This window comes from Paenibacillus sp. FSL H7-0690, assembly GCF_037980415.1.
GTDB lineage: Bacteria > Bacillota > Bacilli > Paenibacillales > Paenibacillaceae > Paenibacillus_AQ > Paenibacillus_AQ odorifer.
This window is the reverse complement of record NZ_CP150281.1, coordinates 3,900,687-3,925,158: the sequence shown is the minus strand read 5'-3', so window position 1 is coordinate 3,925,158 and position 24,472 is coordinate 3,900,687. Positions and strand designations below refer to the sequence as shown.

Here is a 24,472-nt window from a genome sequence, read left to right as displayed (position 1 = left end):
CAAATCTCCCGCTGAGTTACCCACTGAGTCACACACCAAGTTAACGGCTAAGTCACCTCACTGACTAACACAACTAATCACCCGCCGAGTAACTCACTGAGCTACACACCAAGTAACACCAAGTCACCCGCCGGCCGAGTAACTCACTGAGCTACACACCAAGTTAACGGCTAAGTCAGACAACAAATCACTCGCTAAGTGACCTTCCAAGTATCCTCAGCGGCCAACGGACTCAGATGACGCTATATGCGAATTTTCAGTCATTAGAGCAGAGTTTCGGACCCCAGCGCAGCTATTCAGCTTTTTGAGGTCGATAATTAGTATTTTTCGCGCCAATAGCGACTCTGGGGTCCGATGGGATTCCAAATGAGCCCAAAAGTTACGATTAAGGTCATCTGAGTCCGAAAGCAGTGGCTATGAGTTCAAAAGCAGCGACTAAAGCTACAACAGTAGCAACTATGTACACGATAATAGCAACTAAAGCAAACTGAGTTTCGAATTTAGATTACTGCGGACTCAGATGACGCTATATGTGAATTTATGAGCATTAGAGCAGAGTTTCGGACTCCAATGCAGCTATTCAGCTTTTTGAGGTCGATAATTAGTGTTTTCGAGCCAATAGTGACCCTGGGGTCCGTTAGAATTCCAAATGAGCCCAAAAGTTACGATTAAGGTCATCTGAGTCCGAAAGCAGGCGGCTATGAGTTCGAAAGTATTGGCTATGAGTTCAAAAGCAGCGACTAAAGCTCCGACAGTAGCAATTATGTACACGATAATAGCAACTAAAGCAAACTGAGTTTCGAATTTAGATTACTGCGGACTCAGATGACGCTATATGCAAATTTATGAGCATTAGAGCAGAGTTTCGGACTCCAATGCAGCTATTCAGCTTTTTGAGGTCGATAATTAGTGTTTTCGCGCCAATAGTGACCCTGGGGTCCGTTAGAATTCCAAATGAGCCCAAAAGTTACGATTAAGGTCATCTGAGTCCGAAAGCAGTGGCTATGAGTTCAAAAGCAGCGACTAAAGCTACAACAGTAGTAACTATGGACCTCTGTCAAGAAAGTGGACAGTCACGCAACAGACATTCTAGTCAATTGCTCAGCAAAACGAACTGGAGAAAGATACCCCAGCGCGCCATGCATTCGCTTGCGGTTATAGTAAAACTCAATATATTGAAAAAGTGTCTGGTAGGCTTGCTCCTTAGTTTTGAATCGTGGATTACAATAAATGAGCTCCTTTTTCAAAATGCTGTGCCACGACTCGATACAGGCGTTATCATAACAGTTACCTCTGCGGCTCATGCTGGACTCCATGCCATACGCTTTCAACTGCTTTGTGTATTCATGAGAAGTATATTGAGAACCTCTATCGGAGTGATGTAATAGACCCTTTTCCGGTTGTTTAGCTTCGTAGGCATCTTGTAAAGCGCCCGAAATCAAGCTAGTTTCCATATGGTTGTCCAAACGCCACCCCACGATTTCGCGCGTGCAAAGGTCCATCACACTAGCCAGGTACAAGCGCCCTCCCCGGCAAGGAATGTACGTAATGTCGGTAACCCATACTGAATTGGGTTTGCGTATTTTAAATTGCTGGTTCAGCGTATTCGGGGCAATCGGATGGTCATGATTGGAGTCAGTGGTCTGTACCCGATACGTTTTGGAGACAATGGAGCGAAGCTTCATATGTCGCATGTACACACTCACCGTGCGTTCGGTAACGGTATAACCTTCTTGATGTAACAGGCGGGTGATCTTCGGACTCCCATACCGCTTTTGATGGTCTGTAAAATGATACTGAATTCGCTTCATTATCGCAGCCTTACGAAGCATATGCGTACTGGTTTTTTCTGTCCGCCACTTGTAGTACCCGCTCCGTGACACATGTAGGGTCATGCACATCTTCTCCAAGAGAAACTCGGAGCGATGTTTTTCAATAAACTGGAATCTCAGTTCCTTGGTTTGCTGAAGATGTGCACTGCTTTTTTTACGATCGCTAATTCCTCTTCCACATCGGCAATCTTGTTATCTTTTTCTTGAAGTTGACGGCTCATTTCTTTCAACTGTGCCTCGAGTTCTCGTACTCGATCCACGCTAGCTGCCGGTTCATTCTTTAATTCTCGATACTGGCTCATCCATTGATGCAGGGTACTTTTTGGGATGTTGAGCTCTTCCGCCAAGTCGCCCACTGTCTTTGTTTGCTCTTGAATGAACTGCACTGTCTGTTTTTTAAATTCTTCGTTATACCGTTGTCGATATTCTCCCATGTGAACACACCTCCGTGGACTCATTATCGCCAGTCTGTTAACTACTGTCCACTTTTTATTCTAGCTTCACTATGTACACGATAGTAGTAACTATGTACACGATAGTAGCAACTATGTACGCGACAGTAGCAACTATGTACACGACAATAGCAACTAAAGCAAACTGAGTTTCGAATTTAGATTACCGCGGACTCAGATGACGCTAAGTGCGAATTTATGAACATTAGAGCAGAGTTTCGGACTCCAGCGCAGCTATTTAGCTTTTTGAGGTCGATAATTAGTGTTTTTCGAGCCAATAGTGACCCTGGGGTCCGTTAGAATTCCAAATGAGCCCAAAAGTTACGATTAAGGTCATCTGAGTCCGAAAGCAGGCGGCTATGGGGATGGCCGGCAAGCAGCAATCCAAACGTGCCATGAAATAGCACAAAATCAGTACAAAGTAGCACCAAGCAGAACCTAGCAGAACCAAGCAGAACCAAGCAGAACCAAGCAGAACCAAGCAGAACCAGCGAAACCAAGGTCCCTGACTTTGAGAGTTGAAGCTATGTATACCTATGTATGCGCAAATAGTATCTAAATCAAACGGAGTGTCATTTTGGATCAAGTTTAGCTTCAAAAAGACAACGAGTCCAAGCAGCACCACTTGGCTACTTAGGACGTTCCTTATTAGAAAGCTTAGGACAGCAATGTTGTGACAAAAAAACTACCCCTCCATTAATAGAGGGATAGCGCCAATGAATCATTTTCACTGTAACTGTGCAATATAGCTTCAGAGCCTTTAATTTCGATACTAATCAGAGAATTGAGGCATTTCTGGAGGGCACTTTTGCCCTTTTGAATTTTGAGCTCCAGCGTACTGTTAAGTAATCTAAGTACTTTTTGAGTGGGCTGTTTATTTTCTGTTGTGAAATACACAGGTACAAGTTTGTTCTGAAATGTGATGAGCATTCTCATTTTGAAATCACCTCGCTACAAGTATTTCATGTTAATGATCATACCCCTTGTTTCTTAATTTTACCTTAAAATTAGCTTATGATAACATAAAGATTGCTAGTTTAATATACATTTATATGTAATACAGGAAGGATACAATAATGTGAATGAGAAAGAACGAACGGATTTAACGGATTTAACGGAATTTTTATTTCCAGATCGGGTAACCGACCAAGTAGTATTAAATGAATTGTTAAATACTGCGTCTACAGCAGAAAGGATAGGTAGATTCAAATATAGAGAGAAGGAGAAAACTAAAGATCTGTGTTTACAAATACATAAGGATAAAATACTAGCTTACTGCAATAATACACCGGACTCTCCTCCGTGTGTGCTGAAGAACAGAGAGGAAACAGAGAGCTTTTGTCTCGAGTTGTTTGAATGTGAGAGAGCGATGGAGCCCTTTGCTCACGGGATTCCGGCGTTACTAATGTCAAAAAAAAGGTTCGAGGAGCTGAAAAAAGGCTCTGATTCCTCTACGGTTCACAGACTCTCAGAGTGTTTAGCTGCAGAGACAGGAGATGATGTCCATTCCAACCATCTTGCACAAGTGATGAAATGCTTCGACGCAGAGGGAGAATTGCGACTCTGTATTTCTAGTGAAAATGGCTGGAAGTTTCAGTATGCTAGCTTCATAAGTGATCATTCAAGTGGCTGGTTGCTGCGAATGAGCAGCGATCCTTCCCAAGACTGGATTGTAGCTCTTCCTATATCGAAAGCACAATTATGTGGTTCTGTGGCAGAGTGGGTGTTTCATTCCTCCGCTTTTCCTAGTCCACAATAACCGTTGAATAGGGAGGAAGAGTAAGCTGATCTGAATTTAAGGTCACTTTGTCAGCAGTTGTCTTTTGGATCTTGGTGTAAGAGATACCCTCAACATTTGGATGAAGCGTAATGATTTGTTCATCTCCAGTTAGGTTATGAACAACGAGGAGTTGATCCTCTGTTGTTATACGTTCGTAGGCCATTACCCCTGCATTGCCAGAAGTGTAGTCTCGAATTCCGCCATCACGGAGCGCTGGGACTTCGTTTCTTAACGCAATGAGTTCGCGGTATCTTTTAAGCAGTGAGCTGCTGTCGTTAGACTGGCTTTCGACATTAATGCTAACATCATCAGCGTTATTGCTGCCGACCTCCCAAGTAGTCTGCCCCTCACCCTGATCCGCTGTCATCCATCTCATGGGCTCACGAATTCCTTCATCTGGTTTTACACCAAGCATTCCTATTTCTTCACCATAATAAATAAAAGGATTTCCAGGCAAGGTTAACAGCAGGGCTGCTGCCATTTTTGCATGATCCAGATTGCTGTCTAATTGACTCATGACTCTGTTTTGATCATGGTTTGTCAAAAAAATTGCATCGGTAAAATGGCTATCAGATATTTTGGAGTACAAATTATACGTACGTTCCAGCGTAAAGGCAGTCCCGCTGTCTTTTTCAGTTTTCACGGAATTAATAAGGGTCTCGGCTAACCCAAAGTTAAAGCTAGAGTCGAAGGCTTGATCCAAATAAGCCCCTACGGTGACTGCAGAATTCTCCCATACTTCGCCGACAATATAAGCTTGAGGATTTACTTCATTCATCGATTTGCGGAAATCCTGCCACCAAGATACATTTTTGTTGGTTGTGGCTTGGCTTTTGTCGCTTAGAAGGTCTTCGTAAATATGTTTAGCAGCGTCTAAACGGAATCCATCAACCCCTTGTTCCAGCCAAAACTTACCGATATCCTTCATTTCATTACGAACTTCCGTATGATCAAAATTTAGATCAGGCATGCCTTCCCAAAAGCCACCTAGATAATGACTACCCAGTAAAGAGTGCCATGCACTGCCACTACCAGCGGCACTAGCTCCATTGGCAGGGCGTCCTTGATCTTCAGCCCATATGTACCAGTCGCGATATTTGCTGTCTTTATTTTTAGCGGAATCTACGAACCAAGGATGTTCTTTGGAGGTATGATTCACGACCAAATCCATAATTACTTTAATCCCACGTTTATGCGCCTCCGTAACGAGCTCTTGTAAATCCTCAATCGTCCCATAATCTGGATTGATTGCACGATAATCTGTCACATCGTAACCATGATAGCTTGGTGAAGGGTTAATAGGCATAAGCCAAATCCCACCGATCCCCAGATCGTCTGTGGTGTCAGGATTTCCGTCATTTAAGTAATCTAATTTCTTGGTAATCCCTTTGAGGTCACCGATGCCATCCCCGTCAGAGTCATAGAATGAACGAACAAAAATCTCATAATAAACCGTTGAGGGCTGTTCGTCAGTGGTTATCGTTTTTGCAGCGGGAGGTGTTGTAGTATTCTGAGCTGTATTTGCTTTTGGCGATGGAGAAGGGGAGGCAGAGGAGGGAATATTGTTATTATTTACTGAACAACCGGATAGCAGAACGGCAGTTAAGCTAAGAGTCAAAAGTCCGTTTATTGTGTGTTTTTTGGCGATAGATGTTGCTAGTTTATCCATATAAAATAACCCCTTCTGCTGCAATTTTCCTATAAAGGAAATGGTAAGCGCTTTAATTCTTATAGTACTGTAATCAAATCCTCAGGTAAAACGTTTGCACAGATATAAAAACAGCAAATCCAGTGATATTTATCCATAAAATCAATAAAAACCGCTGATATCATGGATATTCTTTTAATTCCCCACGATATTCGGGATTTTAACCTTTCAGTAGGCATGTGCATATGCTTTAAGCAAGGGCGAAGGACCCGGTAAGAAAGGAGAATGAAGAATGAAGATTCGGAAAAAGCTGTCATTGTCGCTCATGATCATTACTTTATGCTTTTCAGTACTTGCCGGTTGCGGCGGAAAGTCAGAGACGGTAAAGGTGAAGATTGGGGAGGTTACCCGCTCTGTCTTTTATGCACCCGAGTATGTTGCCTTGACTCAAGGTTTCTTCAAAGATGAAGGGCTGGATGTAGAACTGCAGACGATTCCCGGTGGAGATAAAACCATGACTGCATTGCTCTCAGGAGCTATTGATGTGGCGTTGGTTGGTTCAGAAACCTCCATTTACGTGTATCAGCAGGGCTCGGATGATCCGGTCATTAATTTTGCACAGCTGACTCAAAGGGATGGAACATTCCTGTTCGCCCGGAAGGCTGATGGAGATTTTAATTGGGATAAAGTGAAGGGCTCTACCTTCCTTGGTCAAAGAAAAGGCGGAATGCCACAAATGGCAGGCGCGTTTACTTTATCTAAAAAGGGAATTGATCCTGCGAAGGATATTACCTTGATCCAAAATATCGATTTTGCTAATATTGCCGGTGCATTTGCTTCAGGTACTGGGGATTATGTGCAGCTGTTTGAGCCGCAGGCCTCTATCTTCGAACGAGAAGACCGGGGAGCTGTAGTGGCATCGTTTGGGGTGGAGAGCGGTTATTTACCTTATACGGTATTCATGTCAAAAAACAGCTATATTAGCAAAAATGGAGACACCGTGCAAAAGTTCACTAATGCCATCCAGCGTGCTCAGCTTTGGGTGAAGGAACATAGTCCTGAAGAAATTACGGATGCCATAATAACTTATTTTGATAAAACGGATCGTGACATTGTGATTTCTGCTGTAAAACGCTACAAGGAGCAGGACACCTACGCCATTAATCCGGTTGTTGATAATGAAGAATGGAATAATCTGCTAGATGTTATGGACAACGCAGGTGAACTTAAAGAACGTGTTCCAGCAGAAAAGATCGTGAATAATACTTTTGCTGAAAAAGCTGAAAAGACCATAAAGAGCAGTAGCTCTAAATAAGAGAGATAAGATCCTAAATGGATTTTGTTAACTATAAGAAGGGGATGACCTTGCTTCCAGTAGTGCAATTAAAGGGAGTAACGCATGCCTATCTCGGCGATCGGGAAGCTTCACTGGCCGTTGAGGATCTAAATCTTAATGTCGAGCAAGGAGAATTCGTCAGCTTAGTAGGCCCAAGTGGCTGTGGTAAGACGACTCTCCTATCGATTATTGCCGGACTGCTGCAGCCCTCTGAGGGTGAAGTATTCGTAAATGGCCAACCCATTCTAGGCCCTTCACCTGAGGTTGGATATATGCTGCAGCAGGATTATCTTTTTCCTTGGCGGAGTATTCTTGACAATGCCGTGCTTGGACTGGAGCTTACCGGAAGCTTAAACGAAGAAAGTCATAAACGGACTTTGGAGCTGCTGCGCGAGATGGGATTAGAAGGGAAAGAACAGGCCTATCCTTCTCAGCTATCCGGAGGGATGCGGCAACGGGTGGCTCTTGTACGAACATTAGCTACCAATCCAGGACTGCTGCTGTTAGACGAGCCGTTCTCGGCACTTGATTATCAGATCAAACTTCAGCTGGAAGATTTAGTCTCAGAGACCTTACGCAGCCGGGGAACCACGGCTATTTTGGTCACGCATGATCTGTCAGAAGCGATTGCGGTCAGCAGTAGGGTTATTTTATTGCAGCGAAATCCAGGGAAGATTCGTAAAGTTTTTCCTGTTCCGGAGCTAATCCGCTCAGCCCCACCGCTGTATGCGCGTGATCAGCCAGGGTTTGCGGAGCTTTTTCATGAAGTATGGACAGAGATGGAGATCGCAGGGAGGGAAAGCTAATGAAACGAACAGAGCAAGCGGGTGTCTTAGCTTCCCGTGAACTGTGGCTGCAGCAAATGCATGTGGATTTCAAAAAAACTAAACAGCGCCGGCGTAATCAGGTTATTGCTGTAAGAAGCAGTCTATTGCTGCTGTTCTTTGTGTTGTGGGAAGCAGGAGCAAGAATGGGCTGGATTGATGAGTTATTGTTCAGCTACCCGACAAAAATCTTCAAGCAGATTTGGCAGGATATGATCAGTGGAAGCTTGTGGCCTCATTTGGGGATGACGGTAGGAGAGACTGCGGTAGGATTTGTTCTGGGAACCTTGTTAGGAACGCTGCTGGCAGTGATTATTTGGTGGTCTCCGTTTTTATCAGCGGTGCTTGATCCGTTTATGGTTGTCTTTAACAGTATGCCGAAGGTGGCCTTGGGGCCGATTTTTATCGTAATGTTCGGGGCGGGTTTCACCGCTATCGTTGTGACAACCTTATCGATTACGGTGATTATTACTACACTTGTTGTTTACAATAGCTTTTGCAGTGTGGATCCTAATCTGGTGAAGGTGGTCCGCTCTTTTGGAGCTTCTAAAGTTCAGGTGTTTTTTAAAGTGATTCTTCCGGCATCTTTTCCAACGGTGGTCTCTACCCTAAAGGTGAATGTGGGAATGTCATGGGTCGGGGTTATCGTAGGAGAGTTTCTAGTAGCAAAATCCGGTCTTGGGTACCTGATCATATATGGATTCCAGGTGTTTAATTTCACGCTTGTGATGTCCAGTCTGCTGATTATTGCAGCCGTAGCAACGGCAATGTATCAACTGGTAGTGTATCTGGAGAAGCGCTTGTTATACCGGCGGTAAGTCTAATGTAACGTTGTGTCCATTCACAAAATCTTGTAACATGTCTATATCTTTACCTATTAACGGTTAGTGCTTTTAAGGAGAGATAGGGTTATGGGATTTCGTGTGATTAAAACAGCTGCTGCGACGTTAATGTCCGTTCTTCTCGCGTCTGCAGTAGGCATACCCAATGCACAAAGTGCAGGGCTTTTAGCCATTCTGGGTGTGGAGGTTACCTTGAAAAGGAGTTTCCGGACGATAACGGCGCGTTTTTTGGCCTCGCTCGTGGGACTCTTTTTTGGGTGTATTTTATTTTGGATATTAGGGTTTCATTACTGGGTACTTGGACTGTACGTTCTTGTTGGCTTTCCGATGATTGTGAAGTCTGGCTACAAGGAAGGGATTGTCACTAGCTCTGTTATTGTGTTTCGTGTGTTTGGACAAGCTGAGTTATCGCTACATGTGTTGTTGCAGCAAGTAGAGCTACTGGCCATAGGTCTCGGTTCAGCGGGGGTGGTCAACTTAATTTACATGCCACAGACTGGGGGAGTTATTTATGGAATCCGCAAGGAAGTGGATCGATACTTTTCAGTTATTTTTACTCAAATGGCCCGTACTTTGCGTGAGCCTGCGTATATGTGGGATGGCAAAGAATTAATTGATGCGGATAATGCAGTGCAGCGGGGACTGACAGCAGCTACTCGCGAGATGGAGAATCATGTAATTCATCCTGATGAAGCTTGGAATGTCTATTTCTATATGCGTAAGGAGCAGCTGGAATCGATACAAAGCATGATGCAGCTGATTTCTCAAGTATATCGCCATTTACCGCATGGAGAGATGGTAGCTGAATTGTTCGACCAGCTTAGCGGAGATGTTTTGGCTGAAGAATATACAGGCCGCACGGAACATTTGCTGGAAGAGCTTGAACATGAGTTTGAAAGCATGGATTTGCCAGAGACACGTGAGGAATTTGAAGTGCGATCAGCGATTCTGCAGCTTTGCAGAGAATTGGCACTTTATTTAAAAATTGCGAAACGCCATAAAATACCGGTCAGCTATAAGCCTGAGAAACGTTTGCTCACCCGGAAAAAAGCTTAAAATTAGGCTTTAATAAAGTGAAGTATTAACATTCGCCCCTGAAATCACGATAAAATATGTATGAACTAAAAGTTGATCTTCGAAAGGGATTAACAATTATAGGGTGAGTTCAAATTCAAGCAGGGAATTCATATACGAATTTTCCGCATTGGCAGGTGAGGCGTATGGACAAAGATATGGAATCATTTATCGGAAAACAACTTGTAGCTAACCTCTTTAATGACAAAGGAGTATTTGTTTTACCCGCATTGACTTTATTGAGTGCTGAACATATTAGATTAATTCGTCAACATAAGATCACTCTGGAATCTCATGACGTCGTCCAGCTGGATAGCGCGGAATTTTTCCAGCTTGCAATTGATGATTGTACAGCTGCGATTGAGAATATTTTTGAACAGATTCGTCATAACAAAAATAAAAGAATTCCTATGCTGGAAGTTAGAAATGAAGTGATTCCGTTTATCCAGCAGGTAAGCGAAAAGAATGACTTCTACGGAGTATTGGCTGCTTTGCAGACCAAAGATGATTATACATACAGACATAATGTAGCTGTGGGCATAATATCTACCTTGCTAGGCAAATGGCTGAAGCTAAAGTCTGAGGATTTGAGCATGTTGACCATTGCAGCGACTCTTCACGATATCGGCAAAATGAGAATCCCGGATGACATATTAACCAAGCCCGGTCCATTATCCGACGAAGAGTTTCAGCTGATGAAAAAGCATACGACCTTTGGGTATGAGATGATCAGGGATACGGTAGGCACAAACCATACCCAAGCGCTAGTAGCCTTACAGCATCATGAAAGAATGGACGGCAGTGGTTATCCATTTGGTGTGCTTGGAAACCGGATTACTGATTTCAGTAAAATCGTTGCTGTGGCTGATGTGTTTCACGCGATGACCTCCGACCGTTTTTATCGCAAAGCGGCTCCTTTATACGAAGTATTACTGCAAATGGAGGAGAGTGTGTTCGGTAAGCTCGACCCTTATATTTGCAGAGTGTTTATTAATAAGTTAATGCAGTCAATGCTAGGGAACGAAGTGGAATTGACAGATGGGCGAAAAGGAAAAATTGTTATGATTCTTGCTACAGACCCTTTGCGGCCACTGGTGAATATTGATGAGGATTTTATTGACTTAAGCAAACATAGATCGCTTGGAATTGTGCGGGTAATCCCGCAATAGCTGGTGTTTTAAGGTTTTTTGAGGGGGTAGGAATGGCTCTGGAACAGGTTGGACCATTTTTGGAATCTACTCATATATGTACAAATTTTGAAATAAAATGAACTATGAGTCTCCTGAAAAAGCCTTCTTGAGGGCTTACTCAAATTTATTTATAGTCTAACAATCAACAAATGCCTAGAACCTGCATACACTTGATAGTGAATGATTGTATGGAGGAGGTTCAAAGATGTCATTAAGCCATAAACGTCAAACAAGGGAGATCATTACGAAGGCAATTTGCGGCAAAGGTCGTAAGTTCTCTACAGCAACCCATACCGTGACTCCGCCACATCATCCGACTAGTATTTTGGGGGCTTGGATTATCAACCACCAATACGAAGCGGTTGCCGCCGGGAACGGAATCGAAGTAATTGGTACTTATGATGTAAACATCTGGTACTCGTACGACAAGAACAAGCAGACCGAGGTAGCAAAGGAAACAGTCTCTTATGTGGAGCTCATTCCGCTTTCCTACCTGGACACGAGACACCGCACTTCAACAGTTGAGGTCTCTGCGGAGGCAACGCAGGAACCCAACTGTGTAGAGGCGGGCGTATCGCCAGGCGGAGGCAGTGTGACACTTCGCGTAGAGCGCGAATTCGAAGTGGAGTTGGTGGCTGAGACCAAAGTCCGTGTGTATGTCACTGAGCAAAGTGATGATCCAGAAGACAAGGATTATGATTTTGAAGGTGATAGCTTCGATTACGATGATCTGGACCCTGACAATCTGGATGATGAGCTGTAAGGAAGGATACGCCGCCGTTAACTGAGTATCAATGGGTTATGGTCCATTATATGTAGGGAGTGCGGCGGCGTAGAGGGCGAATGCCCTCCTTTTTTTTATTTATTTTTAGGATGAAAAAAGGTTCACGCTCGGATGGAGGCGCTAAAGAGTATGAATGAAGGTCTTAAGGTGTATTCAGAATTGTCTGTGGCAGAGAGAGAGTCCAGATTGCTTAGAAGTGGGGTTGAAGCAACGCTGACGCCATCTGGAAAACATTTTGTCGATACATATGCTTCGGATGCTACTGAGAAGGGTCACAGGCAGTGTTATAAGATATTGGTTTATCATTTGACTGTCCTCCACATCTCTTTGCTTGGAGCAGGTCTTGGAATGCGTGCGGCCACCGATAATTACAGCGAAGCAGTGAGCTTTGCTAATGCCGAGAGCAATACCACGGGAGGCCGAGTGCGGGGAGAGCTTCGCGGAGTGATGAAATTGCTCCAGCGGATTGCTGTCCGCACGCTGTACAGCTTGGGGCTGGATAGCGGTGAGGTCCTGCTGAGGGCAATGGGGAACCGGAGGTATGTGGTGGAGGGAGTCACTCCACTAGTAAAGACCTCCGGGCAACGATTGCCCGAGCCTTATCGTTCCGCAGCGCTAGCGCTGGAACGAAAGCTGGCTCTGGAGCAGCCGGGCCGCAGCGGCCTGCTGATGGGCATGGACCCGGAGTTTATCATCCTCCGGGAATCCACCGGCCGCGTCGTGCCTGCGTCGCGGTACCTGCCCACGGACGGCGTCGCTGGCTGCGACGCCGGACCTCCGGGAACGCGCGGCGCGTTCCCGGTCGCCGAGCTGCGCCCTCAGCCGCGCGGGGAACCGCGCGCACTGCTGGCGCAGCTGATGTCCGCCGCGGCGCTGGCGGACCGGCTCATCGCCGACCGCTCGCTGCGCTGGCGGGCGGGAGGCATGCCGCTGACGGGCTGGGCCCTCGGCGGCCATCTGCACTTCAGCGGCGTGACGCTGACGGCGCCGCTGCTGCGCGCGCTCGATAACTATCTCGCGCTGCCCATGCTTCTGCTCGAAGACGTCCGCGCAGGGGCGCGTCGTCCCCGATACGGTGTGCTCGGCGATTTCCGGACTCAGCCGCATGGCGGCTTCGAGTACCGGACCTTACCGAGCTTCCTGGTATCCCCGGTCATCGCTAAAGGCGCGGTCTATCTGGCTCACCTAATCGTGAGCCATTATGAGGACCTGACGCAACGCCCGCTCGACCGGGAAGACCTGCATATCGCCTACTACAGCGGCGATAAATCTCCGCTGCGCGCCGCAATCCCCCCATTGCTGGCGCAGCTGCGTTCCCTAGGCGGCTACGAGATTGCCGCCCCCTATATCGAGCCTTTATTCGACTATATTGCCGCTGAACGGACGTGGGATGAATCACGGGATATACGTGAGTTATGGTGCAGCAAAGTAAAAGTGTGATTTTACTATTTGGTCTACATGTTAACAATGGTCCATGAACCGATATCTTGAAAACCAAGTCGTTTATAAATAACTCCGGCATGTGGGTTGTCATAAAAGAGGCACAATGACTTTCCTTCATAGAGCAGGTCTGCACATAGCTGTGCCATTACGCGCGAAGCAAGGCCTTGCTCTCTGAATGCTTGATGTGTGGCAACCCCTACAATCATCGCTGACATGGAATTTTCCGCTGAAGTTGAAGCGGTGACAATGACCTTATCTTCCCGTTCCATATAATAGGTGCGGCCGGTGTTGCTTTCCAGCGTTTTACGCAGGCTGGTTCTTGAACCATTCCGGCTGCTTTCAAATTCTTCAATGGTATCCGTGAGTGCGCAAATCGCTTCTACATCCTGAACCGTAGCTTTTTTAATAGGCTCAGCTGAAGAGAAGGACTCACTTATTTTATTGTTCATTTCTTTTAATTCAGCAAAATACAGCTGTTTTACTTGTTTGAAATTAATTTCCCCGTCAAAAGCCTTCACCACCTCTGAGGCTCCGGAGATCATATGTATGTCATTATCCTTTCGGATAATCTCAGCGAACCCCTCGACATCAAAAGGGCCATCTGCATAAGGAAGGTAACTTCTATAGAAGCGCAGCAGAGCGGCTTTTATCCGCCCGTCGGCTGGGTCAATCTCTCCCCATAAATCCATGAAATCCTGCTCAAACCCAAAATTCTCCACATCGCCAATGATAAATAAATTAAGCGCCGGCTCTTTCCGCAGCAATGCCATCAGCAGCTCTTGATCATCCTTCGTTAGCTTTCGTATCATATTGTATTCTCCTTTGATTTTTATATGGGCTGACGCTCTGTGTTAAGATTTTACAATATTTAAAAGCAGAAGAATATACCTCAAGTAAGTGTTTGTCTGATAAGTATTCTAGTCTTTCGTTGTACTAATGTGAGGTTTCAGGGTAACTTTGTCCATCAATTTTCTGTTATAATGGGGGACAGCATTAAATAGGCATGGAGGTTGACCATGGCACAATATACGCCGATGATAGAGCAATATTTAAAGGTAAAGGAAGGGGCTAAGGATGCCTTCCTATTTTTTAGACTGGGCGATTTCTATGAAATGTTCTTTGAAGATGCCATTTTGGCTTCCAAGGAGCTTGAGATTACGTTGACAGGCCGCGAAGGCGGGGGCGAGGAGAAAATCCCTATGTGTGGAGTGCCTTACCACGCCGCCGAGGGATATATTCAACGCCTGATAGAAAAAGGATATAAAGTCGCCATTTGTGAGCAGTTAGAGGATGCTTCAGTCACTAAAGGCATGGTGAAGCGGGATATTGTACGCGTCGTGACACCAGGAACCGTGATGGATGGAAAAATCATTGCTGACAAGAGCAATAACTACCTCGTTTGCGTCACCGAAAGTGACGGAATGATGGCATTAGCTGCCTGCGATTTAACAACTGGTGAGCTGTATGTTACTTCGGTATTATCTGGAGCCGAATGGCTGCGTGATGAGATTGGCATTTATGAACCGGCTGAGATCATCGGAGACGCTGCACTTTTGGAGATCCTGCGAAGCGAAACGCCGCTGTTAGCCAAACCTGTAGTTTACACCCCTTGGGAGAAACGCGAGGAGGAGCTGGCACGTCGTCAGTTCGGTGAAGCGGCATGGGTACGTCTAGAGAAGGAACGTGGACAATGTCTGGCGCTTCTGATCTCTTATCTGAATGAGACCCAGCGGCGTTCGTTAGGGCAGCTTAGTCAGATTTCTCCTTATGAACCAGGCAATTATATGATTCTAGATCCATTTACACGCCGGAATCTTGAACTAACCGAGACGGTTCGCGAACGCTCCAAAAAAGGATCCCTGCTCTGGCTGCTAGATCGAACGGAAACGTCGATGGGCGCCCGTCTGTTGCGCCGCAGAATTGATAAGCCGCTATTGCAGCGAGCTCCGATCGAACGGCGCCTAGAGGCTGTCGATTATTTGTACAATCAGTTTATCGTTCGCGAGGACCTGCGTTTAGCGCTTAAAGAAATTTATGATTTGGAGCGTTTGGTGGGTCGTATTGCTTTTGGCAGTGCCAATGGCCGTGATATGAATGCTCTGAAATTATCGCTGGCACAAATTCCTGCATTGAAGGATTTATGTATGACCTCCGGTTCAGCTACTTTACGAGAGATCGGTGCAAGTATGGATGAATGCGCTGAGCTGCGAGAGGATATTGACCGCGCAATCGTCGAGGATGCCCCGGTGTCTGTGCGCGACTGTGGAATTATCCGTTCCGGTTATCATGAACGTTTGGACGAGCTTAGGGAAGCTAGCAGTAACGGTAAACGTTGGATCGCTGAACTGGAAGCTAAGGAAAGACAGGCCACTGGCATTAAGTCACTGAAGATCGGCTATAACAAAATCTTCGGGTATTTCATAGAGATCACCAAATCCAATCTGGCTGCACTGCCGGAAGGAAGATATGAACGTAAGCAGACGCTTGCCAACGCAGAGCGTTTTGTCACTCCTGAGCTTAAGGAGAAGGAAGCACTCATCCTTGAAGCTCAGGATAAAATGACGGATTTGGAATACAGCCTCTTTACCGAACTGCGTGATCGCATCAGCGGGCAAATTCCCCGCCTGCAAAATCTTGCGGAAAAGGTTGCCGAGATTGATGTGTATCAATGCTTGGCGGCAGTTAGTGCCGAACATCGTTTTGTGAAGCCAGTCCTTTCGGATGGTTATGATCTTCGGCTTGAAGGGGGCCGTCATCCCGTTGTGGAGGCGGTGCTTAAAGATTCTGCTTTTATTGCAAATGGAAGCACGCTGAGTAAGGAAGAAGGTAATATTCTTCTAATTACAGGTCCTAATATGGCGGGAAAAAGTACTTACATGCGTCAGGTGGCGCTGATCTGCATCATGGCTCAGATTGGATGTTTTGTACCAGCAAACAGTGCTGAAGTTCCGCTTATAGACCGGATTTTCACTCGTATTGGAGCAGCTGATGATTTGATCGGTGGACAAAGTACATTTATGGTGGAAATGGCTGATATCCAGGTTATGACAGAGAAAGCAACAGCTCGTAGCTTGATTATTATTGATGAGCTGGGAAGAGGTACCTCGACCAGTGAAGGTATGGCCATCGCTCAGGCGGTTATTGAATATGTACATGATGTTATTTCTTGCAAAGCTCTAGTTTCGACGCATTTTCATGAATTGGCTCATTTGGAAGGAAGTCTTAAAGGACTGCGGAATTACTCTATGGCTGTTCAAGAGAGCGGTGATAAAGTTAACTTCCTGCGCAAGCTAGTTCCTGGAGCGGCTGACAGCAGCTATGGCATCTATTGTGCACGTCTTGCGGGTCTTCCTGAAGGGATTATTGACCGAGCTTATGGTCTCTTGCAGAGCATTGAGCAGGCAGCCCATCCTGGTGGTTCTGAACTTCATTACGGGGGAAGCCTCGAAAGACAGGCGGCTGTAAGAGAAGTTGCTAGCGCATCCTCGATAGCGCAAGCCGTAAGTGTCATCACTGAGGCACCTGTAGAAAATGAGGTTGTTCAGTTGTCTATCTTTGGTGAGGAAGAACCACGCAAGAATCGCAAAGGTAGTGCACATCAAGTTGCGGTAACCGAAATCCAAGAGAATCCTGCGCTAAAAGAGTTCATTTCTTCTGTGCGTGACGCTGATCTTATGAATATGACGCCGCTGCAGGCGATGAGTCTGTTGAACGAGCTGAAGATGAAGGTTAAGGATCTGCAATAAAGATTTTATAATAATTGATTGCCTAAATAAGAGGTGAATGAAATGGCCAAAATTCATATATTGGACGAGCATATTGCCAACCAGATAGCTGCGGGTGAAGTAGTAGAGCGGCCAGCTTCTGTTGTAAAGGAGCTTGTCGAGAATGCAATTGACGCTGGCAGTACAAGAATTGAGGTATCGGTAGAAGAGGGGGGCTTGCAGAGCATCCGCGTTAAAGATAATGGCTCCGGGATTGATCCTGAAGATTGCGAGACCGCCTTTTACCGTCATGCTACAAGTAAAATTCTGAATGGCCGCGATCTATTTCAAATCACAAGCTTAGGCTTCCGCGGAGAGGCACTTCCCAGTATTGCCGCGGTCTCCAAGGTATCGCTTCTAACTGCAACTGCCGATGACGGCAAAGGGCGGCTAGTAGACATTGAGGGTGGCAATCTCATGCGAAATGAGGACGCTCCATCCGGCCGGGGAAGTGATCTTGCCGTTCGTGAATTGTTTTTTAATACGCCGGCAAGGCTGAAATATATGAAGAGTATTCAGACGGAGCTGGGACATATCTCAGATGCCATGTACCGCATGGCGCTGGCTCATCCGGGGATCTCTTTTACCTTGCATCATAATGGCAATCAGCTGCTGCATACGCTCGGAAATGGTGATCTGCTGCAGGTCATCGCAGCTGTTTACGGAACCAATGCCGCCAAAGCAATGCTGCCGATTACGGCAGAAGACTTGGATTACCGGATTTCCGGATATATTAGTCGTCCAGAATGGACACGTTCCAATCGAAATGCAATCACTACTATTGTCGGTGGACGTTATATTCGCAGTAATGGACTGAACGCAGCCATCATGCGTGCTTATCACACCTTGCTTCCGATTAACCGTTATCCGTTATTAGTTCTTGAACTGGATATGCACCCCTCTTTGGTAGATGTCAATGTACATCCAGCAAAACTCGAGGTTAGATTCAGTAAAGAGAATGAGCTTTACACCTTTGTTGAGCAGGAGATCCGCAAAATACTGCTGGGGCAAAGTCTGATTCCACGTCCAAGCAAGGAAACAATCGGACCCAAGGGCAGCAGCTCCTTTATCCAGGAGCAATTTGCTTTTTCCAAAGGAGCTGTTCCGCCGTCATCTTCGAATGGTGATGAGAAGGATACAGCCCCTACGGGATCTGCCAGCTTCTTAAGTGGACTACAGTCATCGAACCTTGACCGTAATTCCCGTGATTTTAGCAAGGAAGGTCAGGCAGATCATCAGGTGGCTCGCGAGGTAGCTCCAGCTTACGGGTCAGGCTATCCGTCTTCATCTTCGCAGGGGCGCCAAACTAATGCGAATACTAGTTATTCCAATAGCTATCGCCCGCAAGAAACGTCAATGGCGCAGAAGCAGCTCCCTTCGGTTGAGAAGCTATGGGCTCCACCACAACAAGAAGAGCCTGGACTTCCAGCCTTTCCTGAGCTTAATTATATAGGCCAGCATCATGGGACCTATATCATAGCCCAGAATGATGGAGGACTCTATTTAATCGATCAGCATGCGGCACATGAACGTATTAATTACGAATACTTCTATGAGAAATTTGGTCGGCCGGAGGATGCCTCACAGGAGCTGTTACTGCCGATTACACTGGAGTTCACGCCTTCTGAAAGTCGTCAGCTTAGTGAACGTCTACATTGGTTTCAGCAGGCCGGGGTATACCTTGAGCACTTTGGCGGACAGACCTTTCTTGTTCGTTCTTTGCCCTATTGGTTTCCTGAAGGGGATGAGAAGGCGGTCGTTGAAGAAATGGCGGAGTGGGTCTTAAGCGAGCGTATGATTGATCTTGCGAAGCTACGAGAAAAGTCATCGATTCTGTGTTCATGTAAAGCCTCGATTAAGGCCAACCATAAACTAACAGAACAGGAAGTGGAGGCTCTGTTGTCCCGACTGGCAGAGTGCAAACAACCGTATACTTGCCCACATGGACGGCCGATTGTGATCTCTTTTTCATCCTATGATTTAGAGAAATTGTTCAAGCGGGTTATGTAATTATACATTTTTTGAAATTTGTTAAGAGCAAGACTGGAGGCACCATGATTATAACTACGGGGTATAGCCCGATAATGGAAATAGTAGAACGCGCGCAAAGCCTTGCGGAGAGAACGGGTTGTAGTTATGCTCCACGTGAGAAGCTCTCCATTACAAGGATGGTTGAACATTACGGAGATGAGGATATTCTGATTCTATCTCAGGACGCTGTTCGACTACACCGCTTAGGAATGGAGCCTATGGAGTTTCATCCGAGCATGGGCTTCGTTCGCGCTAAACGAATTCTAAAGGGTGAGATCGAGCCGATGCTTGTTGCGGCTCGAATGCTTCCCGGAGATAGCGTATTGGATTGTACAGCTGGATTAGGAGCTGACTCCTTACTGTTTGCTGTACATGGTGGTGAGTCCTCAGAGGTTACCGCTTTGGAGAGCTCATTACCGCTGTACGCACTGCTCAGTGAAGGGATGTCTCATTACACCTCTGGGCAAGTAAAGGTCAATGAGGCTTTACGCAGAGTTAATGTCGTGCATAGTGAACATTTGGATTATTTACGGTCTCAACCAGATCGAAGTGTGGATATTGTTTACTTTGATCCTATGTTTCGCGTGCCTCTGACGGGTTCTGCCTCGATTTCCCCGCTGCGGCAATTCGCTAACCGTGCAGCCTTATCGACAGAGAGTGTAGCCGAAGCGGTTAGGGTCGCCCGTAAGACTGTTCTTTTAAAAGAAAAGGCTTTGAGTGGCGAATTTGAACGTCTAGGGTTTACTGAGCTGCTCCGAAGCAACTCCAAAACATCGTACGGGGTGATACACATTGACAACTAAAGAAAGGCATAAGGTTCTAGTGCTGTTAGGACCAACTGCCGTAGGCAAAACCCGGTTAAGTCTGGAGCTGGCAGCGGCTTATAACGCTGAGATTATTTCCGGCGATTCGATGCAGGTTTATCGTGGTATGGATATTGGTACAGCTAAGATTACACCCGCCGAAATGAACGGCATTCCCCATCACCTGATCGATATTCATGATCCGCAGGATGCGTATTCTGCCGCTGAATTTCAAGAGCAGGGCACTAGACTCATCGAGGAGATAAGCGCTAGAGGGAAGCTTCCCTTTATCGTAGGGGGGACTGGACTGTATATTGAGTCTTTATGTTACGGCTTTCAGTTCTCGGAAGCAGTGGCTGATGAAGCTTTCCGTAAAGAGCAGGATCAATTTGCGGAAGAACATGGAGCGCTTGCACTGCATGCCAGACTCGAGGCGGTTGATCCAGTCAGCGCAGCCAAACTTCATCCTAACGACCGTCGCAGAATTATCCGTGCACTGGAAATTCAACACCAGACAAACACTACACTTTCCGCTTCTCATGCTGCTCAAAAGAAGGAATCTCCCTATGACTTATGTCTCATAGGTTTGACAATGGACCGGAAAATACTATATAAACGTATTGAGGACCGAATTGATAGCATGCTGGCGGATGGTCTCGTTGCTGAGGTGAAGGGACTGCTGGATAACGGTTACAGCAGAAGCCTTGTGTCCATGCAGGGATTGGGTTACAAGGAAATTGCCGCTTACCTGGCGGGAGAGCTGACGCTGGAAGAAGCTGTGATACTGCTTAAACGCGATACTCGCCGATTCGCCAAAAGACAGTTGTCATGGTTTCGCCACATGAAGGAAATCGAGTGGATCGATGTCGAAGGTGAACAAAACTTTTCTGAGAATTTCTCAAAAATACGTGGTATAATAGCAGGAAAGTTTCTCTCAGGTCTTGAATATACTTCTGAACAATCTAATTGAACCATTGGGGGTACGTCATATGAACAAGTCCATTAACATCCAAGATACATTCTTGAACCAACTACGCAAAGAAAATATCCCTGCTACGGTATATCTGACCAACGGTTTTCAAATCCGGGGAATAATTAAAGCATTCGACAATTTTACAATCGTCATTGACAGTGATGGACGCCAGCAAATGGTGTATAAACACGCAATTTCCACGTTCACACCACAACGTAGTGTATCACTGATGCAAGACAGCAGTAGTGAAGAATAACATTTATCAAAAATGAATTGAAACCTTTCTTGTTTATAAATCGTTTGAATAGAGTGTGAGAGAGCAACCTGTGAAGGTTGTTCTTTTCATTCATGGCAGACCATTTATGTTTATTTCCGAAAGGGAGTCAGGAGGCATTATGTCTAGAGACGATACATCCAGGACGAATCACAATAGAGATAGAGGATCGTCCAGTTCCAAATCAAAACCAAAATCAAAACCAAAAAAGAAAAAGAAATTTTTGACGAAGAAGCGTGTGCTGTGGAGCTTGTTCTTCGCTACGGCATTGGCCATTTTCTGTGCATTAGGTGGATATCTGTTCATTATGCTAAATGGTCAAAAGCTTCTGCTTGAGAACCAGGATAAGCTAACAGTGAATGAAACGACTAAGGTATATGACCGCAATGCTAATTTAATCGGCGAATTATCACTGGAGAAAAGTGATCCAGTAGAGTATGAAGAAATTCCACCGTTATTGGTTAACGCTTTTGTAGCCACAGAGGATAAACGTTTCTTCGAACATTCTGGTGTGGATTTATGGTCGATTGGCCGGGCAGCAGTAAAGGATATAGCCGCACGAAGTATGGTAGAGGGCGGTAGTACCATTACTCAACAGCTCGCCAAAAACATCTTCCTGACACGGGACAAGACGTTTTTCCGTAAAGCAACTGAGGTGTCGATTGCCGTAGCCCTGGAGAATCAGAAATCTAAAGAAGAGATTATTACCATGTATCTGAACCGGATTAACTTCGGGGGTACAATTTACGGAATTAAAGCAGCATCAGTAAGATATTTTGGTAAAAGTGATTTGAGTCAGCTTAAGGTTTGGGAAATCGCGACATTGGCGGCCATGCCAAAAGGCCCGTCTCGTTACAACCCGCTGCGTAACCCTGATCTTTCGAAGGAACGCCGGGCAGTAGTGCTTCAGCTTATGTATGAGCAAGGGTACATTACGGAGCAGGAAAGAGACGAAGCAAAAGCCGTAGATTATAACTATAAGCCGCCAGAAAAGAAACAGCGTTATCAAGCATTTATTGATTTTGCAGTAGATGAGGCGGAAGAAAAATTTGGATTGTCAGAAGATGATCTGAATATCGGCGGATACAAAATTTACACTACCATGGATAAGCATGCTCAAGAAACGGTTGAAGATGCTTTTGCAGATAGTGATAATTTTGAAAAGAGTGTAGATGAAGAGCTGGTACAAGGCTCAATGACGATTGTGAATCAGGAGAATGGCAGCATTGTCGCACTCCTTGGCGGACGGAATTATGAGAAAAAAGGCTACAGTCGTGTAACTGGCAGCCGTCGTTCTCCAGGTTCTGCTTTCAAACCAATTGTCTCTTATGCTCCAGCGCTGGAAACTGGGAAATTCACCATGAATTCAACGCTAAGCAACGAGAAGCAATGTTTCGCGAACTATTGTCCAACCAACCTGCACGGATATTCTAAGAGCATCAACATGAGTGATGCCATTCAGAAATCAGAGAATATTCCGGCTGTTTGGCTGCTCAATGAAATTGGTGTGAATACCGGATTTAAATTTGCCAAGAAACTAGGCATTGGATTGGAAGATGAGGATAAGAACCTATCGCTGGCTCTTGGAGGCATGAGCAAAGGGACCAATACGCTGGAAATGGCGCAAGCCTACAGCGCTTTTGCAAATGGCGGCGAACTAAGAGAGGCTTATTCCATTAAATCCATCTCTGATAGCAGTGGTGAGACGGTCTACAAAGCGAATACAACGCCTGAGCGAGTGATGAGTAAGGAAACAGCTTATCAAATGACTGAGATGATGCAGAAGGTCGTGGAGAGCGGTACGGGTAGAAAAGCTAGGATTGACCGTCCTGTTGCCGGTAAGACCGGTACGACGCAAAGTGGATATTCTGGAATCAGCTCGAACCGTGATGTATGGTTTGTAGGCTATACGCCAGAATGGACTGCAGCAGTCTGGATGGGTTACGACAAGCCAAGTAAAAAGCATCTGCTTAAGAACAGCAGTCCGCTTGCCGCTGCTTTCTGGGGTAAGGTCATGGAGGAAGCACTGAAGGATGTTCCTAAGAAATCCTTCCCGCAGCTCGATAACGAGATTGCTCCTGAGCCTACTGAAACACCAGAAACAGCTCAGACCGTTACTGGACTATCAGCAGCATATGATCCTTCTACGATGACTGTAAATCTCAATTGGGAGGCAGTTCCTGTTGCCGGCGTTGAGTATCGTATTTATCGTAGAGAGACATCGGAAGCTGAATTTGGCTCACTGTTAAATACAGTGACTACCAGCGCAGGCGATTTTAGTGCACTGCCTGGTTTGGTTTACGAGTATTATGTAACTTCTTATGACCCTGCGCTAAAAGTGGAGAGCGAGCCCTCCAATGTGGTTAGTGTATCCGTGCAGGATGAAATGCCGACCCCTGAACCCACCATAGATCCTAATCTTCCGACCCCGACCCCAGAGGACGGTGGCAACAACGGAGAGAATGGAAATGGTGGCAATAACGGAGGCGGCAATGAGGGAGGCGGAAATGACGGCGGTACTACAATCCCTGAAATCACCCCGCCACCGCCAACACCAATGCCGACCCCAACTCCAGAACCCACTATCGGTGGAGAGGGTTCCGGCGATGAGAGTGGGAATGTATCCACAAACCCTGATCCAGAGACAGGTTTTGTGAACGGGGATTCTTCCACTCAATAAAACGAATTTGAATTTCGAACAATAGCTTTATCCATGGCAGTCCAGCTTTGCTTTATTTATAGAGCGAAGCTGGACTGCCGTTTTTATTAGGTTTAGAAGAAAAATTTCTTGTATTTTGCGGGATATTTTGAGTGTATCCTCTAAATGTGTTAAGCTGAATAGACCATACTGGAGAGGGTAATTTCTATGAAACGTAAATTCGGAGACCGGGCCAACTGGCGCCGGATTACGCGTCGCCATTTTGCCTGCCGCTATGTGGAGAGCCGGGAATTCAGCGGATATATTACGCTTTATACCATCTACGGGCTGAAAGAACCACTGTGGAAGAGCTATGGACGACATACATATCGTATTGCAGATAAAGGTTATTCCTGGCTGCAATATTTTCCGAAAGATAGTCACTATATTGTGACGGCTATGTTCGACGAAAAACAAAATATTGTTCAATGGTACATAGACACCTGTAAAGTGCAAGGCGTTACTGACCAAGGTGTGCCTTGGTTTGACGATTTGTATCTGGACGTGGTAGTACTTTGGAACGGCGAGGTGTTTTTGCTCGATGAGGATGAACTGGAGGAAGCACTGGAGAGGCAAGACATCTCAGAAAACGATTATAAGCTAGCCTGGGAGACTGCCCATACTATTTTACGTGGCATCGATGCTCATGCTTTCCCTTATTTCTCACTCTCTTTGAAACATCGTGCCGAATTATTTCATCATGGAGAATTCAGGAGGAAATAAA

At 45.8% G+C, this 24,472-nt stretch carries 20 protein-coding genes; 15 read left to right on the top strand and 5 right to left on the bottom strand.

What is annotated here, in order from left to right; all coding sequences use genetic code 11:
* Window positions 1–1,073: 1,073 nt before the first annotated feature.
* The 3 genes from MHI32_RS17295 to MHI32_RS17285 all read right to left on the bottom strand — a co-directional run bounded on the left by MHI32_RS17295 (window position 1,074) and on the right by MHI32_RS17285 (window position 3,220).
* Window positions 1,074–1,937 (bottom strand): IS3 family transposase, encoded by an 864-nt coding sequence (locus tag MHI32_RS17295; protein ID WP_340012747.1) that lies wholly within the window; start codon window positions 1,935–1,937, stop codon window positions 1,074–1,076.
* A gap of 11 nt (window positions 1,938–1,948) precedes the next feature.
* Complete coding sequence (locus MHI32_RS17290; RefSeq protein ID WP_340010371.1) at window positions 1,949–2,266, bottom strand: transposase; 318 nt, start codon at window positions 2,264–2,266, stop codon at window positions 1,949–1,951.
* 714 nt (window positions 2,267–2,980) lie between these two features.
* A complete protein-coding gene (locus MHI32_RS17285) occupies window positions 2,981–3,220 on the bottom strand; it encodes a hypothetical protein (protein WP_036687997.1) in 240 nt (79 codons plus the stop codon).
* A 142-nt stretch (window positions 3,221–3,362) separates the two neighbouring features.
* On the opposite strand from MHI32_RS17285, the gene MHI32_RS17280 reads away from it, so the two are divergent.
* Window positions 3,363–4,043, top strand: coding sequence for a hypothetical protein (locus MHI32_RS17280; protein ID WP_036687996.1), 681 nt, complete (start codon window positions 3,363–3,365; stop codon window positions 4,041–4,043).
* On the opposite strand, the gene MHI32_RS17275 is transcribed toward MHI32_RS17280, so the two are convergent.
* Complete coding sequence (locus tag MHI32_RS17275; protein ID WP_340010368.1) at window positions 4,030–5,733, bottom strand: alpha-amylase family glycosyl hydrolase; 1,704 nt, start codon at window positions 5,731–5,733, stop codon at window positions 4,030–4,032. The genes MHI32_RS17280 and MHI32_RS17275 overlap by 14 nt on opposite strands.
* Before the next feature lie 271 nt (window positions 5,734–6,004).
* Between MHI32_RS17275 and MHI32_RS17270 the strand changes: the two genes are divergently transcribed.
* The 7 genes from MHI32_RS17270 (at window position 6,005) to MHI32_RS17240 (ending at window position 13,202) form a co-directional block, all read left to right on the top strand.
* Entirely contained in the window at window positions 6,005–7,027 is a 1,023-nt protein-coding gene (locus MHI32_RS17270; RefSeq protein ID WP_076128360.1) for an ABC transporter substrate-binding protein, read from the top strand.
* 17 nt (window positions 7,028–7,044) lie between these two features.
* Entirely contained in the window at window positions 7,045–7,854 is an 810-nt protein-coding gene (locus MHI32_RS17265; protein WP_340010366.1) for an ABC transporter ATP-binding protein, read from the top strand.
* Window positions 7,854–8,690, top strand: a complete 837-nt coding sequence (locus MHI32_RS17260) for an ABC transporter permease (RefSeq protein WP_076128364.1) — start codon at window positions 7,854–7,856, stop codon at window positions 8,688–8,690. Before MHI32_RS17265 ends, MHI32_RS17260 begins: the two co-directional genes overlap by 1 nt.
* A gap of 93 nt (window positions 8,691–8,783) precedes the next feature.
* Window positions 8,784–9,770 (top strand): aromatic acid exporter family protein, encoded by a 987-nt coding sequence (locus MHI32_RS17255; RefSeq protein ID WP_076128366.1) that lies wholly within the window; start codon window positions 8,784–8,786, stop codon window positions 9,768–9,770.
* 164 nt (window positions 9,771–9,934) lie between these two features.
* The gene (locus MHI32_RS17250) at window positions 9,935–10,957 is read left to right on the top strand and encodes an HD-GYP domain-containing protein (protein WP_051491532.1); all 1,023 of its coding nucleotides are present in this window, start codon (window positions 9,935–9,937) and stop codon (window positions 10,955–10,957) included.
* Window positions 10,958–11,183: 226 nt separating this feature from the next.
* A complete protein-coding gene (locus tag MHI32_RS17245; RefSeq protein ID WP_036687755.1) occupies window positions 11,184–11,741 on the top strand; it encodes an outer spore coat protein CotE in 558 nt (185 codons plus the stop codon).
* 150 nt (window positions 11,742–11,891) lie between these two features.
* Complete coding sequence (locus tag MHI32_RS17240) at window positions 11,892–13,202, top strand: hypothetical protein (protein ID WP_339168180.1); 1,311 nt, start codon at window positions 11,892–11,894, stop codon at window positions 13,200–13,202.
* A gap of 14 nt (window positions 13,203–13,216) precedes the next feature.
* Here MHI32_RS17240 and MHI32_RS17235 read toward each other — a convergent pair whose 3' ends face one another.
* Window positions 13,217–14,014 carry a GNAT family N-acetyltransferase gene (locus tag MHI32_RS17235; RefSeq protein ID WP_340010363.1) on the bottom strand — a complete coding sequence of 266 codons (798 nt, stop codon included), beginning with the start codon at window positions 14,012–14,014 and terminating at the stop codon, window positions 13,217–13,219.
* Window positions 14,015–14,221: 207 nt separating this feature from the next.
* On the opposite strand from MHI32_RS17235, the gene mutS reads away from it, so the two are divergent.
* From mutS to MHI32_RS17200, 7 genes are all read left to right on the top strand, one after another.
* Complete coding sequence (gene mutS / locus MHI32_RS17230; RefSeq protein ID WP_340010361.1) at window positions 14,222–16,951, top strand: DNA mismatch repair protein MutS; 2,730 nt, start codon at window positions 14,222–14,224, stop codon at window positions 16,949–16,951.
* 42 nt (window positions 16,952–16,993) lie between these two features.
* Window positions 16,994–18,979: a DNA mismatch repair endonuclease MutL gene (gene mutL / locus MHI32_RS17225; RefSeq protein WP_076190183.1), complete on the top strand. Its 1,986-nt coding sequence runs from the start codon at window positions 16,994–16,996 to the stop codon at window positions 18,977–18,979.
* A gap of 44 nt (window positions 18,980–19,023) precedes the next feature.
* Window positions 19,024–19,803 carry a class I SAM-dependent methyltransferase gene (locus tag MHI32_RS17220; RefSeq protein WP_076184446.1) on the top strand — a complete coding sequence of 260 codons (780 nt, stop codon included), beginning with the start codon at window positions 19,024–19,026 and terminating at the stop codon, window positions 19,801–19,803.
* Window positions 19,793–20,773, top strand: coding sequence for a tRNA (adenosine(37)-N6)-dimethylallyltransferase MiaA (miaA, locus tag MHI32_RS17215; protein WP_175619957.1), 981 nt, complete (start codon window positions 19,793–19,795; stop codon window positions 20,771–20,773). Before MHI32_RS17220 ends, miaA begins: the two co-directional genes overlap by 11 nt.
* A 19-nt stretch (window positions 20,774–20,792) precedes the next feature.
* Entirely contained in the window at window positions 20,793–21,032 is a 240-nt protein-coding gene (hfq, locus tag MHI32_RS17210; RefSeq protein ID WP_036687741.1) for an RNA chaperone Hfq, read from the top strand.
* Between the two features lie 139 nt (window positions 21,033–21,171).
* Window positions 21,172–23,730 carry a PBP1A family penicillin-binding protein gene (locus MHI32_RS17205; RefSeq protein WP_076190184.1) on the top strand — a complete coding sequence of 853 codons (2,559 nt, stop codon included), beginning with the start codon at window positions 21,172–21,174 and terminating at the stop codon, window positions 23,728–23,730.
* Window positions 23,731–23,916: 186 nt separating this feature from the next.
* A complete protein-coding gene (locus tag MHI32_RS17200; RefSeq protein ID WP_076190185.1) occupies window positions 23,917–24,471 on the top strand; it encodes a DUF402 domain-containing protein in 555 nt (184 codons plus the stop codon).
* Window position 24,472 lies beyond the last annotated feature (1 nt).

What these genes read in the sequence shown, in the direction of transcription:
- MHI32_RS17290 (WP_340010371.1), bottom strand. Translation starts at nt 2,266, where the DNA reads ATGGGAGAATATCGACAACGGTATAACGAAGAATTTAAAAAACAGACA.
- MHI32_RS17285 (WP_036687997.1), bottom strand. Translation starts at nt 3,220, where the DNA reads ATGAGAATGCTCATCACATTTCAGAACAAACTTGTACCTGTGTATTTC.
- MHI32_RS17275 (WP_340010368.1), bottom strand. Translation starts at nt 5,733, where the DNA reads ATGGATAAACTAGCAACATCTATCGCCAAAAAACACACAATAAACGGA.
- MHI32_RS17270 (WP_076128360.1), top strand. Translation starts at nt 6,005, where the DNA reads ATGAAGATTCGGAAAAAGCTGTCATTGTCGCTCATGATCATTACTTTA.
- MHI32_RS17265 (WP_340010366.1), top strand. Translation starts at nt 7,045, where the DNA reads ATGGATTTTGTTAACTATAAGAAGGGGATGACCTTGCTTCCAGTAGTG.
- MHI32_RS17260 (WP_076128364.1), top strand. Translation starts at nt 7,854, where the DNA reads ATGAAACGAACAGAGCAAGCGGGTGTCTTAGCTTCCCGTGAACTGTGG.
- MHI32_RS17255 (WP_076128366.1), top strand. Translation starts at nt 8,784, where the DNA reads ATGGGATTTCGTGTGATTAAAACAGCTGCTGCGACGTTAATGTCCGTT.
- MHI32_RS17250 (WP_051491532.1), top strand. Translation starts at nt 9,935, where the DNA reads ATGGACAAAGATATGGAATCATTTATCGGAAAACAACTTGTAGCTAAC.
- MHI32_RS17245 (WP_036687755.1), top strand. Translation starts at nt 11,184, where the DNA reads ATGTCATTAAGCCATAAACGTCAAACAAGGGAGATCATTACGAAGGCA.
- MHI32_RS17240 (WP_339168180.1), top strand. Translation starts at nt 11,892, where the DNA reads ATGAATGAAGGTCTTAAGGTGTATTCAGAATTGTCTGTGGCAGAGAGA.
- MHI32_RS17235 (WP_340010363.1), bottom strand. Translation starts at nt 14,014, where the DNA reads ATGATACGAAAGCTAACGAAGGATGATCAAGAGCTGCTGATGGCATTG.
- mutS (WP_340010361.1), top strand. Translation starts at nt 14,222, where the DNA reads ATGGCACAATATACGCCGATGATAGAGCAATATTTAAAGGTAAAGGAA.
- mutL (WP_076190183.1), top strand. Translation starts at nt 16,994, where the DNA reads ATGGCCAAAATTCATATATTGGACGAGCATATTGCCAACCAGATAGCT.
- MHI32_RS17220 (WP_076184446.1), top strand. Translation starts at nt 19,024, where the DNA reads ATGATTATAACTACGGGGTATAGCCCGATAATGGAAATAGTAGAACGC.
- hfq (WP_036687741.1), top strand. Translation starts at nt 20,793, where the DNA reads ATGAACAAGTCCATTAACATCCAAGATACATTCTTGAACCAACTACGC.
- MHI32_RS17205 (WP_076190184.1), top strand. Translation starts at nt 21,172, where the DNA reads ATGTCTAGAGACGATACATCCAGGACGAATCACAATAGAGATAGAGGA.
- MHI32_RS17200 (WP_076190185.1), top strand. Translation starts at nt 23,917, where the DNA reads ATGAAACGTAAATTCGGAGACCGGGCCAACTGGCGCCGGATTACGCGT.